Raw genomic sequence first — 18,664 nt, 5'->3', positions numbered from 1 at the left:
GCCGTGTCACCGCGGTGCGGGACCGGAACGGGCCAACTCGTCGAGGCGGTCGCGGATCCGGCGTATCCGCTGGTCCGGGGTGACCGGTGGCGCCCAGGCCGAGACCGACAGGGCGTACAGGGCCGCCGCGTCCGATACCGGCGGCCGCCGCGTCCGCAGGGTGACACCGAGATCCGGTCCGTATCCGAGATCGACCGCGGTCCGGTCGGACCGGAATTCGATGCGGCGCACGATCGGCACCAGTGCGCAGGCCGCCACCTCGGGGGCCAGCCGCAGTACCAGTGCGGCGGGCAGGCCGACGATCACCGTCGATGCCGCGATCACCGGACAGGCGACGAGGATCCGGCTCACCGCACTCCAGCCGACGCCGACCGGGCGGGCCACCCGCCGAGTCAGTTGCCCGGTCAGCCACGCTCCGGCCGCGGCCGGACCCGACAGGAAGATCCGCTCCAATCCCACCACCGGCAGGTTGTAGACGCGGAATATCAACTGGCATAAGGCGGTCCGGTGACGCAGACGACCGCCGAGTGCCTGCGCGAGCACCGCTTGCAGTTCGGTCGGCGGCCGGTCCGGGGTGGACACCGCGATCATCCGAGGCGGCAGCGCGAGATCGCGGCCGTCGGTGCGCACCCACAGCGAATATGCGGACGCCGCCACCCCGGCCCGGGCCGCCACCTGCTCCCAGGCCGACCACAGGGCGGGCTGCTCGTCGTGGATCGGCGCCCGCACCCCGAACCGCGATGCCACCCACGGCCGCTCGGCGATCGGAAAGGCGCCTACAGCGACGGCCACACAGATCAGCAGCCAGACGATCGCCAGGATCCCCGGAACTCCCAGCCCCAGCGCGAGTCCGAGGCCGTAGAGCAGGACCGTGAGTACCGCCGCGGACGGTAGCGCGGCGAGCAACAGCCCCGTCCAGGCCCGGATCCGATCGGCCACCGAGCACCGCACGGCGGCGCTCGGAGCGGGTGGATTCACCTTCGCAGGTACGTCGGAGGTCATGCACCACGGTAAAGGGAGGCGGCAAATCCGCACGTCGCGGGGTGTTACACGGCGGTAACCGGCCGGCAAAACGGACACCACATCCCGGCTGCACCCTCGAGGGGCCGTGCTGAGCGCGGAAACGATGAGGAGTAGATCGTGGTAGATGTGCAAACGCGTCCGGCGACAGCTGTCGCCGCGACGAAGGAAACCCTGGAGGACTACACGCTGCGCTTCGCACCGCGCAGCTATCGCAAGTGGAGTCCGGCCGTGGTCGGCGTCTCCGCACTGGGCGGTATCGCCTATCTCGCGGACTTCTCGATCGGCGCCAATGTCGGCATCGCCAACGGCACCGGAAACGCTCTGGTCGGGATCGGGATATTCGCGGTGATCATCATGATCACCGGCTTTCCGCTGGCCTACTATGCCGCGCGCTACAACATCGACCTGGATCTGATCACCCGCGGCAGCGGATTCGGCTACTACGGCTCGGTGATCACCAATCTGGTGTTCGCCTCGTTCACCTTCATCTTCTTCGCCACCGAGGGTTCGATCATGGCGCAGGGGCTGAATCTGGGCCTGCACATACCGCTGTGGCTCGGCTACCTGGTCTCGACGCTGCTGATCTTCCCGCTGGTCATCTACGGTATGAACACGCTGGCGAAACTCCAGGTGTGGACGACGCCGCTGTGGCTGCTGCTGATGGTGCTGCCGTTCGCGTTCCTGCTGATCCGCCATCCGGATTCGATCGATTCGTTCTTCGCCTACGGCGGTAAGGACGGCAGCGGGGTCAGCCTCTCCGGTGCGCTGCTGGCCGCCGGTGTGTGCCTGTCACTGATCGCCCAGATCGCCGAACAGATCGACTATCTGCGCTTCATGCCCCCGAAGACACCGGAGAACGCCCGTAAATGGTGGGGCTGGATGCTGCTGGCCGGTCCGGGATGGGTGATCTTCGGCGCGATCAAACAGGTCGTCGGACTCTTCCTGGCGGTGTACCTGATCGCGAGCCTGCCGGGTGCGCAGGACATCGCCAATCAGCCGGTGCACCAGTTCCTGGAGATCTACCGGGATATGGTCCCGTCCTGGCTGGCGATGACCCTCGCGGTGGTGCTGGTCGTCATCTCGCAGATCAAAATCAATGTGACCAACGCCTATTCGGGCTCCCTGGCGTGGACCAACTCCTTCACCCGCGTCACCAAGACCTATCCGGGGCGGCTGGTATTCCTCGGCGTCAATCTGGCGATCGCGCTGGTCCTGATGGAAGCCAATATGTTCGACTTCCTCAACGACATCCTGGGCTTCTACGCCAACTGCGGCATCGCCTGGATCGTCACCGTCGCAACCGATATCACGGTCAACAAGTATCTGCTGAAGCTCTCGCCGAAGCAGCCGGAATTCCGGCGCGGCATGCTCTACAACTTCAATCCGGTCGGCCTGGTCGGATTCGGGTTGTCGGCGGTGCTGTCGATCATGACGTTCTTCGGCCTGTTCGGCTCGGCGCTCAAGCCGTATTCGCCCATCGTCGCCGTGGTGATCGCACTCGTCGCGACCCCGCTGACCGCGGTGGTCACCAAGGGCAAGTACTACCTGCGCCGCAGCCACGACGGTATCGAGCTGGATATGTTCGACGAGCACGGGAATCCGTCGGGTGCAACGCTCACCTGCCACGTCACCGGCATCGATTTCGAACGCCCCGACATGATCGCTTCCGCGGTCCCCGGACCCGAGGGCGAAATCCAATACATCAGTTCATTGGCGCTGTCCACGGACAAATCGGGAAGCCACGTACTGCCCCCGCAGTAACCGGCGCACGATCACGGCGAATGCCGCGTCCGCTCCCGCGGGCGCGGCATTCGGTCCGTTTCAGGACTCCGCGGAGGGCGGCACCGCGTTCTCGGGCAACGGGAAGTTCAGATAGGCGCGGGACGGGGTGGGACCGCGCTGACCTTGATATTTCGATCCGGCCGCGGCACTGCCGTACGGATGTTCCGAGGGGCTGCTGAGCCGGAACAGGCACAACTGGCCGATCTTCATTCCCGGCCACAGCGTGATCGGCAGATTCGCCACATTCGACAATTCCAGCGTGATGTGACCGCTGAAGCCCGGATCGATGAAACCGGCCGTGGAATGGGTGAGCAGGCCGAGCCGGCCCAGACTCGATTTACCTTCCAGCCGCCCGGCCAGATCGTCGGGCAATGTGCACACCTCGAGCGTCGAGCCGAGGACGAATTCGCCCGGATGCAGGACGAACGGTTCCCCGTCGCCCGGTTCGACCAGGCTGGTCAGTTCGTCCTGCCGTTGCGCGGGATCGATATGCGTATATCGGGTGTTGTTGAACACCCGGAACATTCGATCCAGCCGCACATCGATACTCGACGGCTGAACCAATTTCTCGTCGAACGGTTCCAGCCCGAGCCGCCCGGCGGCCAGCTCGGCACGAATGTCGCGATCGGATAGCAGCACGGCGGTCAGCCTAGTAACCGCGTCGCGGTGATTCGCATCCGCACCTCACCGAAGGTCCGGGCCGATCACCGCCTCACACCGCGGTGGCCACACCGACCGAGGCGGCGTCATCGGCCGGCCGCGGCCGCCGCAGGCCCACGGCTATCACCGCGGCCACCACACAGACGACGGCGGCACCGAGCCAGATGTCGTGGAACGAGTCGAGCGGATTCGAGCCCACCTGCGCGCTCAGATAGGACACGCAGGCAGCCACTCCCAGGACGCCACCGAGCTGGCGCAACGCGCTGTTGAACGCCGTCGCGGTGGCGAAACGCTCACCGGTGACCCCCTGGACCGACCCGGTCGCCAAACTGGGCCACACCAATCCCACGCCGATACCGCTGATGATCGCACCCGGCAGCCAACCGACCGGAAAATCCGCATGCGCGTCCGCCAGCAACGCGTAGCACAGCAGGCCGGCGCCGACCAGGACCGCGCCGGTCGACGCGATGAAACGGCCGCCGAACCGGTCGTAGAGGAGGCCGGCCGGTCGAGCCGCGAGGGTGGAGAACAACGGCGCGGGCGTCATGGCCAGCCCGGCCCGCAAGGTCGAGTAATGCCACACGGAAGTGAGGAACAGGACGTTCGTGAGCAGGTAGGCGTAGAAGGCCGCCGCGAAGACGAAGGTGCTGGCGCTGGCCACGGCGACCGTCCGGTCGGCCAGAATTCTCGGCTCGATCAACGGCGCCGGATGGGTCGCGCATCGGCGCGCGACCACGAGGATCAGCACCACCCCGGCCAGCAGCGCCGCCGCGGTGCGCCAATCCGTCCAGCCCCAGTCGTTACCCTTCACGATCCCGAGCGCGATCAGGCCGAAACCGCCCGCCGAGCACACAACGGCGATGCCGTCCGGATTGCGGCGCCCGCCCGCTTCTTTGGCCTCGTCCAGCCACAGGACCGCGGCGACGACCGTCAGGATCCCGATGGGGACGTTGACCGCGAAAACCAGCCGCCAGTCGGCGATGTCGATGAGAAATCCACCGAGCGCGGGCCCGATACCGGCGGCGAGTGCGGCGGTAGCGGCGAACAGCGAGACCGCTACCCCGCGCCGGTTCTCCGGGAAGGACGGCAGCAGTAACGCCAGTGCGGACGGAACGATCAGCGCCGCGCCGACCGCTTGAAATCCGCGAAAGACTATGAGGAACAGGCCATCCGGCGCGACAGCGCACATCAGCGAGGTCACCGCGAACACGCTGAGGCCCACCACGAACGACAATTTGCGCCCGAAGCGATCCGCGTAGCGCCCGGCCGGGATCAGTAGTGCCGCGAACACGATGTTGTAGATATTCATGATCCACGACAGCGATTCCAGCGACCAGGAAGAGAAATCCGCGTGGATACTGGGGAACGCGATATTGACGATTGTCGAATCGAGGAAGGCGATGAAGCCCGCCATCGACGTCACTGCGACAACGGTGACGGTCCCCGCCTTGCCGGCGGGCCGCTGGGCCACGGTGTCTTTCATATCCATCGCACTTCCTACACCGTGTCCCGCGGGGACCGACGACGACTCCGAATCGAGTCGAACCACAGAGTAGGAAAAGCTCGATACCTGTCAATGGATCTATCGCCAACAGTGAGAACAGCCGGATGTCCCCCAGTGACACCGGGGCCGATATCGAAACCTCAGGTAACCGTCACGAAAACACCTGTTCCCAGGAATGGCACAGGCAGAAACCGACCGTTAAGTTCAGCCCATGAGTTCAGCATTTCCGCGTCTGCTCTCACCGCTCGAGATCGGGCGCGTGACGCTGCGCAACCGCGTGGTGATGGGTTCGATGCACACCGGCCTCGAGGACCGGAATTGGCATATCGACCGCCTGGCAGCCTTTTTCGCCGAACGCGCACGCGGCGGCGTGGGGCTGATCGTTACCGGTGGCTACGCTCCCAGCCGCGAGGGCTGGCTGTGGCCTTTCGCCTGCGCACTGCTGGACGAAACCGATGCCGAACGGCATCGCGCGATCACCTCGGCCGTACACGAGGCCGGCGCCAAGATCGCTCTCCAGATCCTGCACGGTGGGCGCGATTCGAATATTCCGGGCAATCTGGCGCCCTCACCGATCGCTTCGCCGCTGACGGCATTCGAGCCGCGCGCATTCAGCGAGGAACAGATCGAATCGACTATCGCCGATCACGTCCGCTGCGCGGAATTGGCGGAACTCGCCGGATACGACGGCGTCGATGTGATGGGCGGCGAAGGCTTCCTGATCAATCAATTCCTGGCCCCGCGCACCAATACTCGCACCGATGACTGGGGCGGATCGGCGGCTAATCGGCGACGGTTTCCGATCGAGGTCGTCCGGCGCATCCGGGCCGCGGTGGGCGAGCGGATGTTCATCATGTTCCGGATGTCTCTGGCCGAATTCGTCGAGGACGGGCAGACATTCGACGAAATCGTCGAGCTGGCGCGAGAATTGGAAGCCGCCGGGGTAGACGTCATCAACACCGATATCGGCTGGCACGAGTCGCGAGTTCCGACCATCGTCACCTCCGTACCGCGCGCTGCTTTCGTCGATTACACCGCGAAAATCAAACAGCACGTGCGGATTCCGGTCTGCGCGTCGAATCGCATCAACATGCCCGAAATCGCCGAGCAGATCCTCGAAGACGGCAACGCCGACCTGATCTCGCTGGCGCGCCCACTGCTGGCCGACCCGGAATGGGTCGACAAGGCCGCTTCGGGACGGGTCGACGAGATCAACACCTGCATCGCCTGCAACCAGGCCTGCCTCGACCACACCTTCACTCGTCAGACCGTGTCCTGCCTGGTGAATCCGCGCGCCTGCCACGAGACTCTGCTGCAACTGCTGCCGACCCGGCACACCAAACGCGTCGCCGTCGTCGGCGCGGGCCCGGCGGGCCTGTCCGCCGCCATCGGACTCGCGGAGCGTGGCCACCACGTCGAGTTGTTCGAGTCCGAAGATCACATCGGCGGCCAATTCGATCTCGCTCGACGCATTCCTGGCAAGGAGGAGTTCGACGAGTCCCTCCGATACTTCCGGCGCAAGCTCGAAATCACCGGTGTCACAGTGCATCTGAACACCCGCGCCGACGCGGCGGGACTCGCCGCCGGCGACTGGGACGAGATCGTGGTGGCCACCGGCGTTCGTCCACGGACCCCGGATATCCCGGGTATCGCCCACCCGATGGTGCTGTCCTATCCGGAGTTGATCCGCGGTGATCGGCCGGTCGGCGACCGTGTGGCCGTGATCGGCGCGGGCGGCATCGGTTTCGACGTCAGCGAGTTCTTGACCGTCGGTGCGAGCTCCGCGCTGGACTTGCGCGAGTGGCGCAGGGAGTGGGGTGTCACCGACGACCCGCGTGCCCGTGGCCAGCTGACCACCCCCGTGCCCGCCGCGGCCGTGCGCACAGTGACTCTGCTGCAACGGAAGTCGGGTCCGTTCGGGCTGTCGCTGGGCAAGACGACCGGCTGGATCCATCGCGCATCGGTGGAGGGCAGGGGCGTCGAGCAGATCGGCGGAGTCAACTACGAACGGATCGACGACAACGGCGTGCACCTCAGCTTCGGTCCGCATCGTGAGGGGCATCGGATGATCGCGGTCGACAACGTGGTGATCTGCGCGGGTCAGGAATCGGTCTCCGACCTCGCGGAGCAGCTCGAAAGCCGGGGTGTGCGAGTACATCTCATCGGCGGGGCCGAGGAGGCCAAGGAGCTCGACGCCAAACGCGCCATTCAGCAGGGGACCGAGCTGGCGGCCGCGCTGTGAGTCGCCGATAGGCGATGCGGCCCAGGGCGAAAGACTCTGGGCCGCATCGTTTTCAGGCGCCGGCGCCGCCGATCCGGACGAAGGTGGCGGTAGCGGTCGCGTAGATCTTGTCCGAGGTGTCGACGAGGCGGGCTTCGGCGGTCGCGGTGGTCCGGCCGACGTGCACCGCCTCCGCGACCGCCCGCAGCGGCCCCTGCAGGTGCGAAACCCCGCGCAACAGACTGGTATTCATATTCACGGTCGTGATCATGGATTTGTCGTCCACCGACAGCTGGACCGCACCCCACATCGCGACATCGAGAACCGAGGTGATCACGCCGCCGCCGACCACCCCGAGGAAGTTCACGTGCCGCTCGTCCGGGGTGAGACTCAATGTCATGTGACCGGGTTCGGCATCGACGACCCCGATATTGAGCACCGTGGCCAGCGGCGGCAGCGGAAGTTCACCGGACCGCAGCCGCTGCACCAATTCGTCTCGCGACAATTGCGCCAGGCTCAGTACGGCGACCGAGGGATCCTCCCATTCCAGCCGAAGCGTCCTGGTGCCGTCCGCGATCTCCACGGTCCCGGTGTCCTGCTGTGTCATGACCTTCCCTACTTTCCGGCGATCTGCTGATCGATGAGCGCGAAGAGCTCGTCGGCGCTCGACGCCGCTTCGACGGCGACACGATCGTGATCGCGTTCGACAACGGGCTCGGGGTCGGGGTCGGGGGCGAATGCGCCGAGGGCCTCGTCGACGGTCGCGGTGATGCGCTGGGCCAGGCGCGTTCTGTCGTCGACGGATTGCACGGCCGTCAACAACGAACGCAGTGCGGCGATCTGATCGTCGATCGCCGAGGTGGCCGAGGACTCCTCCCACTGCGACCGCAACAACTTCGCGACGGCCGCCGCGGTCGGATAGTTGAAGACCAGTGTCGACGGGAGTCTCGTACCCAGCTCCTCGGCGAGCCGGTTGCGCAGCTCGACACCGCCGAGGGAGTCGAATCCCATATCGCTGAACGGCCTTTCGGGATCGACCTCGGCCGCCGATGGATACCCCAGCACCGCCGCGGCCTGTTCCCGGACGAATGCGAGCACGATCTCGTCCCGCTGTTCGGCCGCGGCGGCCGACAGCCGCGCGGCCAATCCGCCACCCGAGACGGTGCCGGTGACTTCCCGCCGCACCCGCACCGGCACCAGGCCGGTCAGGACATCGGCCAGCAATCCGGCACGGGCCTGCGCCCCCAGCGTCGGCTTGTCGAATCGGACGCACGCGAGTACGGCCTCGCCGGCGACGACCGCCGCGTCCAGCAGCGCCGTCCCGTCGTCGTCACCCAACATGCGCAGACCGATCCGCTCCAGCCGCGCCAGCGTGGCACCGTCCATCTCACCGGTCATCCCGGTGTCCTGGTTCCACAGGCCCCAGGCCACCGACAGCGCCGGCAACCCCGCCGCGCGGCGCGCGTGCGCGAGTCCGTCGAGGAACGCGTTCGCCGCCGCGTAGTTGCCCTGCCCCGGTGATCCGAGAATCGCCGCGGCCGAGGAGAAGACCACGAACGCGGACAGTGCGTGGCCGCGCGTCAGATCGTGCAGATTCAGCGCGCCGTCGATCTTCGGTGCCAGGACCCGATCGATTCGGTCCGCCGACAGATTCTCGATCGTGGCATCGTCCACGAGGCCGGCGGAATGGATCACCGCGGTCAGCGGATGCTCCGGTGCGATCGAGTCGATAACGGCCGAGACGGCCGCCCGATCGGCGACATCACAGGCCTCGACCCGGGCATGGGCTCCCCGCCGGGCCAGGTCGGCGATCAGCTCGGTGACGCCGTCGGCCGCCGCGCCGCGCCGCGACAACAGCAGCAGCTGCCGCACCCCGTGCCGGTCGGCCAGATGCCGGGCCGTCAGCGCTCCCAGTCCACTGGTACCGCCGGTGATCAACACCGTCCCGTCCCCGAACACGGGTGCGCGATCCGAATCCGTTGCCACCTCGCCACTCTCGACCAGACGAGGCAGATAGATCCGCTGCTCCCGCACCGCCGCGTGGGCGTGGCCGGTCGCCATGACGCGGCGCACCAGTTCGGCGCTCACCTCGCCGTCGTGATCGAGCACAACGATCCGCCCCGGCTGTTCGGACTGGGCGCTGCGGATCAATCCCGTGACGGCGGCGCCGTGCAGATCCACCGGCTCACCGTTCAGCCCCGCTGCCCGGCGGGTCACCACCAGCAGGCGCGTGTCGGCGAGGCGATCGGCCGACAGCCACCATCGCAGCAACTGCCACGCACGGTGCACCGAGGCGCGTACGTCGGCGGGCCGGACATCGCGGTCGCCGGCGGAGCCGACCGCTTCGGGGACGGTCCAGACGATCAGGTCCGGTACGGTCTCGGCCTCGGTCGCTTCGGATATCTCGGCATAGTGCCGTTCTATTCCGGGAATCCGGGCGTCGCCCACCGTCGCGACCGTTCCGCCGTACACCGAGGCCGGTGCGGCCTCGGACTCGATCCACCGCAGGCGCAGCGGTGACGCGTCCGGACCGCTCTTCGACAGGTGCACCGATCCGATATCGATGGGCCGCGATCCGACCGCACCGACGGTCAGCACCGTAGCGCCGCCCTCGTCGACGACATCGACGCGCACCTGCCCGTCGGCACCGCGGGTGATCCGCGCCCGCGCCGCCGCGCCGCCCGGACGCCACAGTCGCATTCCGGTGAAGGAGAACGGCAGCGGAATCCGCCCGTCGGGCACCTCGGCGATCAGCTCGTCGAGCGCGGCGTGCAGGCAGGCGTCCAGCAGTGCTGGATGGATGGCGTAGGTGGACAACGCCTCTCGCGTCGAATCGTCGAGCGATACCTCGGCGAAGGTCTCGGCGCCGCGGGTCCAGATCGCGGTCACCCCCTGGAAGGCAGGCCCGTAGCCGAACCCTCGCTCCGCCAGCCGGTCGTACAGCTCGGCGCCCTCGCCCCGCGCGGCGCCGGCCGGCGGCCACGCCCCGACGTCCCACCCGGACACCGGGTCACCACTGCCGGTCAGCACTCCGGTGGCATGCAACACCCAGGAATCCTGCTCGCCCGCTTCCGGACCCGCGGCGCGCCGGGAGTGGATTCGCACATCCCGTCGGCCGTTCTCGTCCGCGGCCGCGATGCTCACCTGCAATTCGATCTCGGTGTCCTCGCCGATCACCAGAGGTGCGTTGAGTAGCAGCTCATCGACGACACCGGTGTCCAGTGAGGCACCGGCGCTCATCGCCATCTCCGCGAAGGCCGTTCCGGGCAGCAGTACCGAGCCGAATACCGCGTGATCGGCGATCCACGGGTGGGTGCGGGTAGAGAAGCTCCCGGTGAACAGCCACTCGTCCCTGCCCGCGAGCGGAACCGCGTGCTGCAGCAGCGGATGACCGAAGGATCCGGCGCCGGTATCGACCGTCGGCTGCACCCAGTAGCGCTGACGCTGGAACGCGTAGGTGGGCAACACTTCCCGGCCGCCGGCGCGTTCGGGAACCAGCGGGCTCAGGTCGACCTCGGCTCCGGCCGCGAACGCCTGGGCGAGACAGGTGACGAATTGCACCGTCTCGTCGGCCGACCGGCGCGACGACGCCACCACCGCGGATTTCGCCGCCATCCGGCCGGCGTCGGCGAGACACTCTCCGATCATCGCGGTCAGCACGGCGTCCGGGCCGACCTCCACGAACCGGACCACACCCGATTCGACCAGGCTGCGCACGCCCGGAGCGAAACGCACACAACTGCGCACCTGCGACACCCAGTAGTCCGGCCCGCGAACCTCGTCGCCGGCCCGCGCGCCCGAGACGTTCGACACGATCGCCAGCTTCGGCGTGTGGTAGGTCAAACCCGCTGCTACCGCACGGAATTCGTCCAGGATGGGTTCCATCAGCACGGAATGGGAGGCATGCGAGATCCGCAATCGCGTATTCCGGTGCCCCGCTTCGGTCAATCGCCGCTGGATTTCGTCGACGGCCTCGGCGTGACCGGAGAACACCACCGACTCCGGGCCGTTCACCGCCGCCAGCGACACCCGGTCCTCGAAACCGGTCAGCAGCCGCACCGCCTCGGCCTCCGATATCGCCGCCGCGTGCATCGCGCCGCCCGAAGGCGCCGAGCCCATCAGCCGGCCGCGCGCGGACACCAGGACGCAGGCGTCCGCGAGCGACCACAATCCCGCCACATGGGCCGCGGTCAATTCGCCCAGCGAATGGCCGGTGACCACATCCGGTGTGAGACCGAATGATTCGAGCAAGCGGAACAGCGCCACCTCGTAGGCGAACAAGGCCGGTTGCATCCAGTCCATCCGGTCCAGCACGCCCTCCGGATCGGTGAACATCACCTCCAGCAGGGAACCGCCCAGGTGCTGGTCGAACTCCGCGCACACCTCGTCCAGTGCGGCCGCGAACACCGGGAATGCCCGATACAGATCCGAACCCATTCCCACCCGCTGCGCGCCGCCGCCGGTGAACAGGAACGCGGTCGTGCCCGAGGCGGCGACACCGTCGGTCACACCCGCCGCCGGAGAACCGGATGCCAGCGCGGACAGGCCCGCCAGCAATGCGGAATGATCACCGCCGACGACGACGCCCCGCCGGTCCAACAGCGCCCGCGAATCCAGCAGCGACCGCGCCACCGCGCCCGGATCCGCCGACGGGCGATCGGCCAGCCAGGTCCGCAATCGTTGCGCCTGCGCCCGCAGCCCCGCCTCGGATCGCGCCGAAACGACCAGCGGTACCAGCGATGTGCCGCCACGCGCGACGTCGGCGATGGTTTCCGGCGCCGCGGCCGGCCGTTGGGGTGCCGCGGGCGCCTCCTCGATGATCACGTGCGCGTTGGTACCGCTGATGCCGAACGACGACACTCCCGCTCGGCGCACCCGCGACCCGGCCGGCCACGGTTCCGGCTCCGACAGCACCCGGACCGCGCCCGAGGACCAATCCACATGTGGCGACAGTTCATCGGCGTGCAGCGTCGCCGGCAAACGCTCGTGCCGCAACGCCTGCACCATCTTGATCACGCCGCCCACGCCGGCGGCCGCCTGGCTGTGGCCGATGTTGGACTTCAGTGATCCGATCCGCAGCGGTTCGCCGGCGCGACCCTGCCCGTAGACCGCGATCAGGGCCTGCGCTTCGATCGGATCGCCCAGCGTCGTCCCCGTCCCGTGCGCTTCCACCGCGTGCACGTCCCCGGCATCCACTCCGGCATCGGCCAGCGCGGCCGCGATGACCCGCTCCTGCGAGGGGCCGTTCGGCGCGGTCAGGCCGTTGCTCGCACCGTCCTGGTTGACCGCGCTACCGCGCACCACGGCGAGGACATCGTGGCCCAGTCGACGTGCGTCGGAGAGCCGTTCGACGACCAGCACCGCCGCACCCTCCGCCCAGGCCACACCGTCGGCGGCGGCGGAGAACGATTTGCACCGGCCGTCCGGGGCCAGGCCGCGCTGCCGGGAGAACTCCACGAAAACCGTCGGGGTAGCCATGACCGTCGCGCCGCCCACCAGCGCGAGCGAACTCTCACCCTGGCGCAACGCCCGGCAAGCCAGGTGCAACGCCACCAGCGACGACGAGCAGGCGGTATCCACTGTCATCGCGGGGCCTTCCAGCCCCAGGGTGTAGGCCACTCGCCCGGAGACGACACTCGCCGCGGCGCCGGTTCCGACATAACCCTCGGTCTCATGTCCGGCCTGCCGGGTGAGGACCTCGTAGTCCTGGTACATCACACCGGTATAGACACCGGTGTCGGTGCCTCGCAGCGAGGTCGGGTCGATGCCGGCCTGCTCCAACGCCTCCCACGAGACCTCGAGCAGCAGGCGTTGCTGCGGGTCCATCGCGGTCGCTTCCCGGGGGCCGATACCGAAGAATCCGGCATCGAAATCCGCGACGCCCGTGAGGAATCCACCCTCCCGCGCATAGGACGTCCCCGGATGTTCGGGGTCGGGATGGATCAGTCGATCCAGCTTCCAGCCGCGATCGGACGGGAACTCGCTGATCGCGTCGGTACCCGAGGCCACCAGATCCCACAGTTCGTCGGCGGACGCCACACCGCCGGGATATCGGCAGGCCATTCCGACGATCGCGATGGGCTCATCGACCCGGGTCCGGCGCGGTGCCCGGCTGACGGACGCACCGTCGCCGGCTATCCGCGCACGCAGATACCGGGCGACCGCCGCGGCTGTCGGGTGGTCGAAGGCGAGGGTCGAAGGAAGTCGCAGTCCCGTGGCCTTGGTGAGGCGATTACGGAACTCCACGACACCCAGGGAATCGAAACCCATTTCGCTGAAGGGCTTTTCGGCGTCGACGAGGTTTCCCGACGCGTGCCCCAGCACCTCGGCGACCTGATCGCGTACGAAGGCCAGCACGATCCCGTCGTGCTGGTCCGGCGCGGCCCCCGCCATCCGCCGGGCCAGATCGCCACCGCCCTCGGCGCGGCGCGATCGAGGGACCAGCGATTGCAGCGCACCCGGGAGCAGGCCCGCGCGAGCCTGCACCGACAACGCCGCCGCATCGAAGTCCACCGCGGCGAGGTACGGGGCGCCCGCAGCAGCGGCCAGATCGAACAGTGCGAGTCCGTCGGCGGCGGCCAGTGCGCGAAAACCCATGCGGGACAGCCGGAGAATCGCCGCCGCGTCCAAGTCGGCGGTCATGCCGCCGTCGCTGCTCCACGGTCCCCACGCCACCGACACCGCGGGCAGGCCCGCGTTCACCCGCCGGCGCGCCAGGGCGTCCAGAGCCGAATTCGCCGCCGCGTAGTTGCCCTGCCCGGCCGAGCCCAGTACCGCCGCGATCGAGGAGAACAGGACGAAGGCCGACAGGTCCAGATCCAGCGTGAGCTCGTGCAAGTGCAGTGCCGCATCGACTTTCGGCGCGAGCACACGATCGACCCGTTCGGGCGTCAGGGTATCGACGGTGCCGTCGTCGAGGAGGCCCGCCGCGTGGATGACGGCCGTCAGCGCCGGCCCCTCGGAGATCTCCGCCAGCATCGTTCGCACGGCGGCGCGATCACCGACATCACAGGCCAGCACTCTCGTGCGGGCGCCGAGCTCGGCCAGCTCGGCGACGAGTTCGGCGACACCGTCGGCGGTCGCACCGCGCCGCGAGACCAGCACCAGCTCACGCACTCCCCGCTCCGCGGCCAGATGGCGAGCCACCCTGGCGCCCAGACCGGAGGTGCCGCCGGTGATCAGCACCGCGCCCGAACCGAAGTTCGCCGGCTCGGCGGTATCCACGTCGGCGTGCGGAGTGAGCCGCGGGGTCAGCAGGACGCCCGAACGCTCGGCCAGCTGTTCCTCACCGGAATCGAGCGCCGCCGAGAGCACCGCGGCGCCCACCTCGGCGCCGCGGGCGGCGTCGAGCAGCACGATGCGACCGGGATGCTCCGATTGCGCGCTGCGCAGCAGCCCCCACGCCGCCGCGGCGGCCGGATCGGGATCCTCCCCCGGCATGCCCACCGCAGCACGGGTCACGACGACCAACCGGGTCTCGGCCGCGGACGGCCGGCGCAACCAGGAGCGCACCGTCGCCAGCGCGGTGTGCACCGCGCGATGCAGAGTCTGCGCGGATACCGTCGCCGACGAATCGGATTCGTCTTCGCCGGCGTCGGCGAACCACGCCACCGCCTCGGGGAGGGTCCCGTCGATCGCCTCGATCTCGGCTCCGGCATCGGAGTCCGGTCCGAGCACCACGATCCGCCGCGACTGCGCGGCCGTCCGGGCTTCGACCGGAACCCACCGCAGATCGTAGAGAGCCCGGCGGCCGATGGACCGGTCCTTGCCGAGCGTCCGGCTGTCGACCGGCCGGGCCCGCAGCGCCTCGACCGTCGCCACCGCGGCGCCCGTGTCGTCACGCAGTTCGAGCCGGACGCTGTCGCTGCCGGTGCGGCGAATTCGCGCCCGCACCGCCGACGCTCCGCGCCGGTACAACCGCACGCCGTGGAACGAGAACGGCAGTGGCACAGTTCCGTTCGGCAGATCCGCGCCGAGTTCGTCCACGGCGGCATGCAGTGCGGCGTCCAGCAGTGCGGGGTGCAGGCCGAATCGGGGCGCGTCCGCGGCGATCTCGGCGGGCAGCGTCACCTCGGCCAGCACATCGGCACCGGCGCGCCACAGCCGGCGCACCCCCTGGAACGCGGGCCCGTACCCGAGCCCGCGCGCCGCCAAATCGTCGTACAGCGCATCCGCCGGGCTCGCTTCGTCGTCCGCCCACGGTTCGGCCTCCGCGACACCGATCGGATCGTCGTCGGGCAGGCCCGCGAAAACACCGTGCGCGTGCGTGATCGCGCCCGCACCGGTGTCCTCGTCACCGGCGGGCCTGGACGTGACGACGAATCGCCGCCGTCCGGCGTCGTCGGGGGCTTCGACGCTGATCTGAATATCGATCTCGGCCCGGCCGTCCAGCCGCAGTGGGGCCTGCAACACCAATTCGTCGACGATGTCGACGCCGAGCCGGGCGCCGACCGTCGCCGCCAGCTCCACGAATCCCGTGCCCGGCAGCAGGATCGCGCCGAAGACCGTGTGATCGGCGATCCACGCCTGCGATGTCGTCGACAGCCGTCCGGTGAACAGCCACTCGTCCTTACCCGCCACCGCGACGGCCGCGCCCAGCATCGGGTGGTCGATCGACAGGAGACCGGCACGGCGCACGTCACCGAGGCCGTCGACGGGCGGCAGCCAGTAGCGCCGACGCTGAAATGCGTAGGTGGGCAACGGAATGCGCCGGTCGGATCGGTCGGCGTACAACCTCCGCCAGTCCACATCGAGGCCCGAGACGTGCGCGCCGGCCAGGAAGGCGATGAACTGCGCCGCCTCGTCCGCACCGCGCCGGGCCGCCGCCGCGACCACCGACCGGTTCTCGATATCGGGAGTCTCGGCCAGGCATTGGCGAGTCATGGCCGCCAGCACGGCATCCGGGCCCACCTCCAGGAAGCGCCGCGCCCGGGCGGCCACCAGCGCGTCGACACCGGGAGCGAACCGCACCGCGCGCCGAACCTGGCGCACCCAGTAGGCCGGGTCGCTCAGCTCGTCGTCGGCGACGAGCGCACCCGTCACGTTCGACACGATCGGAACCGACGGTGTGCGGTAGGTCAAACCTGCGGCGACCGTGCGGAATTCGTCCAGCATCGGCTCCATCAACACCGAGTGGAATCCGTGGCCGACCCGCAGCCTGCTGGTCTTGGCACCCCGGCCGGCGAGCGCTCGCTCGATCTCGCCGATTGCTTCCGCGGCACCGGAAAGCACCACTGCCGCAGGGCCGTTCACGGCGGCGACCGATAAACGATCGCCGTAGCCGGCGATCAGCGCGTTCGCCGCGTCCTCGGATACCGCCGCCGCCAGCATCGCCCCGCCTCCGGGCAACGCGCCCATCAACCGCCCGCGCGCCGCGACCAGCGCGCACGCGTCCGGCAGCGACCACACACCCGCGACATACGCCGCCACCAACTCGCCGATGGAGTGGCCGAGCAGCAGATCCGGTACCGGGCCGAAGGATTCGATGAGCCGGTACAGCGCCACCTCGAAGGCGAACAGTGCCGGTTGCGTGAACTCCGTGCGATCCAGTAGCTCCGAGTCGTCCGCGGCGAACATCAGATCCCGCAGCGACCGCCCGAGCAGCGGATCGAAGACGGCGCATATCTCATCCAGCGCGCTCGCGAACACCGGGAAGGCCGCGTACAGGTCCTTGCCCATCCCAGGGCGTTGCGCACCCTGACCGGTGAACAGAAAGGCGGTGTTGCCGGGGACGACGCGCCCGCGGACCACCTCGGCCGCGGACGTGGTTGCGTCCGCCAGGGCGCCCAGCCCGGCCTCGAGCTCCGCGCGGCCGCGTCCCACGACCACACCACGCCAATCCAGCCGTGCCCGTGTCGTGGTCAGCGAGTACCCGATATCGCACGGGTCGGCATCGGGCGTGCCGGCCAGCCACTGCCGCAAACGATCGGCCTGGGCCGCCAGCCCCGGTTCGGAGGCCGCCGACACCGGCCACGCCACGATGTCCGAGTCGATCGCCGGGCCGGAAATCGTTGCCGCGGAATCGGTGTGCTCGGTCCGGTCCGGGGACTCCTCGCGCACCGGATCCGCCGGTGCCTCCTCGAGGATGACATGCGCGTTGGTGCCGCTGGCCCCGAAGGAGGACACGCCCGCTCGGCGCGGTCGATCGCCCGCGGGCCACGCCGCACTGTCCTGCAGCAGCCTCACCGTGCCGGCCGACCAGTCCACATGCGGCGTCGGCGCATCCACGTGCAAGGTCTTGGGCAGCAGGCCGTGGCGCATGGCCTGAACCATCTTGATGACACCACCGACACCCGCCGCCGCCGAGGTATGCCCGATATTCGACTTCAGCGACCCCAGCCACAGCGGCGTCTCACTACTGCGCGCACCGTAGACACCGATCAGCGCCCGCGCTTCGATCGGGTCACCGAGCATGGTGCCGGTGCCGTGGGCCTCCACCACGTCGATATCCGCCGGCTTCATCCCGGCATTGGCCAGCGCCTGCGTGATGACGCGTTCCTGAGACGGGCCGTTCGGCGCGGTCAGTCCGTTGCTCGCGCCGTCCTGATTGACGGCGCTGCCGCGCACCACCGCCAGCACGGTGTGGCCGAGCCGTCGCGCGTCCGACAGTCGCTCCAGCACCAGCACGCCGAGACCTTCGGAGAAGCCCGTCCCGTCGGCGGCCGCCGCGAATGCCTTACACCGGGCATCGACCGACAGCGCGCGCTGTCGTGCGAAGGCGATCAGCAGCGACGGATCCGACATCACGGTGACACCGCCGGCCAGGGCCAGCGAGGTATCACCGTTGCGCAACGCCTGGCAGGCCAGGTGCAGGGCGACCAGGGACGACGAGCACGCGGTGTCGACCGAGAGGGCCGGACCGGTGAGACCGAGGGTGTAGGCAATGCGCCCCGACAGCACACTGTTCGAAACACCGAGGTAGACATGGCCTTCGGTCTCGGCGGTGATCGCCGGTGAACCCACCGCCGGTCCGTAGTTCTGGTGCGCCACCCCGGCGAACACACCGGTGTCGCTGCCCTGCAACGACAGTGGATCGATCCCGGCGTCCTCCAATGCCTCCCAGGACGCCTCGAGGATCAAGCGCTGTTGCGGATCCATCGCGGCGGCCTCACGCGGACTGATCCCGAAGAAGTCGGCGTCGAAATCGGCCACCGACTCCAAGAAGCCACCACGGCGGGTGTATATCGTGCCCGGTACATCCGGATCGGGGTCGAACAGCCGCTCCAGATCCCAGCCCCGGTCGGTGGGATAGTCCCCGACGGCATCCACACCACCCTCGACCACCCGCCACAGCTCCTCCGGTGACCGCACATTCCCCGGGTAACGGCACGCCATACCGACGATCGCGATGGGCTCACGGGCACGGTCGTCGAGCTCGCGCAGTTGTTGCTTGGTCTCGTACAACTCCAGGGCGGTCTTCTTCAGATACCGGCGGAGTTCGTCGTTGTCGGCCATCGGTGGGGCTCCTGCTCGTG

7 protein-coding genes are annotated in these 18,664 nt (G+C 68.6%); 2 read left to right on the top strand and 5 right to left on the bottom strand.

Going from position 1 to position 18,664, the window contains the following annotated elements; translation table 11 throughout:
- Nucleotides 1-6: 6 nt before the first annotated feature.
- Complete coding sequence (locus LKD76_RS02300; protein WP_227979265.1) at nucleotides 7-939, bottom strand: hypothetical protein; 933 nt, start codon at nucleotides 937-939, stop codon at nucleotides 7-9.
- Between the two features lie 201 nt (nucleotides 940-1,140).
- Here LKD76_RS02300 and LKD76_RS02295 point away from each other — a divergent pair, with 201 nt between their 5' ends.
- Complete coding sequence (locus LKD76_RS02295; protein ID WP_227979264.1) at nucleotides 1,141-2,784, top strand: purine-cytosine permease family protein; 1,644 nt, start codon at nucleotides 1,141-1,143, stop codon at nucleotides 2,782-2,784.
- A gap of 60 nt (nucleotides 2,785-2,844) precedes the next feature.
- Here the strand turns inward: LKD76_RS02295 and dcd are convergent, their stop codons facing one another.
- Both dcd and LKD76_RS02285 read right to left on the bottom strand, forming a co-directional pair.
- Nucleotides 2,845-3,444, bottom strand: a complete 600-nt coding sequence (gene dcd, locus LKD76_RS02290; RefSeq protein ID WP_227979263.1) for a dCTP deaminase — start codon at nucleotides 3,442-3,444, stop codon at nucleotides 2,845-2,847.
- 73 nt (nucleotides 3,445-3,517) lie between these two features.
- Entirely contained in the window at nucleotides 3,518-4,954 is a 1,437-nt protein-coding gene (locus LKD76_RS02285; protein WP_227979262.1) for an MFS transporter, read from the bottom strand.
- 226 nt (nucleotides 4,955-5,180) lie between these two features.
- On the opposite strand from LKD76_RS02285, the gene LKD76_RS02280 reads away from it, so the two are divergent.
- The gene (locus LKD76_RS02280) at nucleotides 5,181-7,211 is read left to right on the top strand and encodes an NADPH-dependent 2,4-dienoyl-CoA reductase (RefSeq protein WP_227979261.1); all 2,031 of its coding nucleotides are present in this window, start codon (nucleotides 5,181-5,183) and stop codon (nucleotides 7,209-7,211) included.
- 52 nt (nucleotides 7,212-7,263) lie between these two features.
- Here LKD76_RS02280 and LKD76_RS02275 read toward each other — a convergent pair whose 3' ends face one another.
- Both LKD76_RS02275 and LKD76_RS02270 read right to left on the bottom strand, forming a co-directional pair.
- Complete coding sequence (locus tag LKD76_RS02275) at nucleotides 7,264-7,797, bottom strand: PaaI family thioesterase (protein WP_227979260.1); 534 nt, start codon at nucleotides 7,795-7,797, stop codon at nucleotides 7,264-7,266.
- A gap of 8 nt (nucleotides 7,798-7,805) precedes the next feature.
- On the bottom strand, nucleotides 7,806-18,644 hold the full coding sequence (locus tag LKD76_RS02270; RefSeq protein ID WP_227979259.1) for a type I polyketide synthase: 10,839 nt from the start codon (nucleotides 18,642-18,644) through the stop codon (nucleotides 7,806-7,808).
- Nucleotides 18,645-18,664 lie beyond the last annotated feature (20 nt).

The sequence above is a fragment of the Nocardia spumae genome, assembly GCF_020733635.1.
Taxonomy (GTDB): Bacteria; Actinomycetota; Actinomycetes; order Mycobacteriales; family Mycobacteriaceae; genus Nocardia; species Nocardia spumae.
The sequence above is the reverse complement of the archived record's forward strand: the minus strand, read 5'-3'. Positions and strand labels throughout refer to the sequence as shown.

Coding starts and splice junctions, on each gene's coding strand:
- LKD76_RS02285 (WP_227979262.1), bottom strand. CDS start 4,954: ATGGATATGAAAGACACCGTGGCCCAGCGGCCCGCCGGCAAGGCGGGG.
- LKD76_RS02280 (WP_227979261.1), top strand. CDS start 5,181: ATGAGTTCAGCATTTCCGCGTCTGCTCTCACCGCTCGAGATCGGGCGC.
- LKD76_RS02275 (WP_227979260.1), bottom strand. CDS start 7,797: ATGACACAGCAGGACACCGGGACCGTGGAGATCGCGGACGGCACCAGG.
- LKD76_RS02270 (WP_227979259.1), bottom strand. CDS start 18,644: ATGGCCGACAACGACGAACTCCGCCGGTATCTGAAGAAGACCGCCCTG.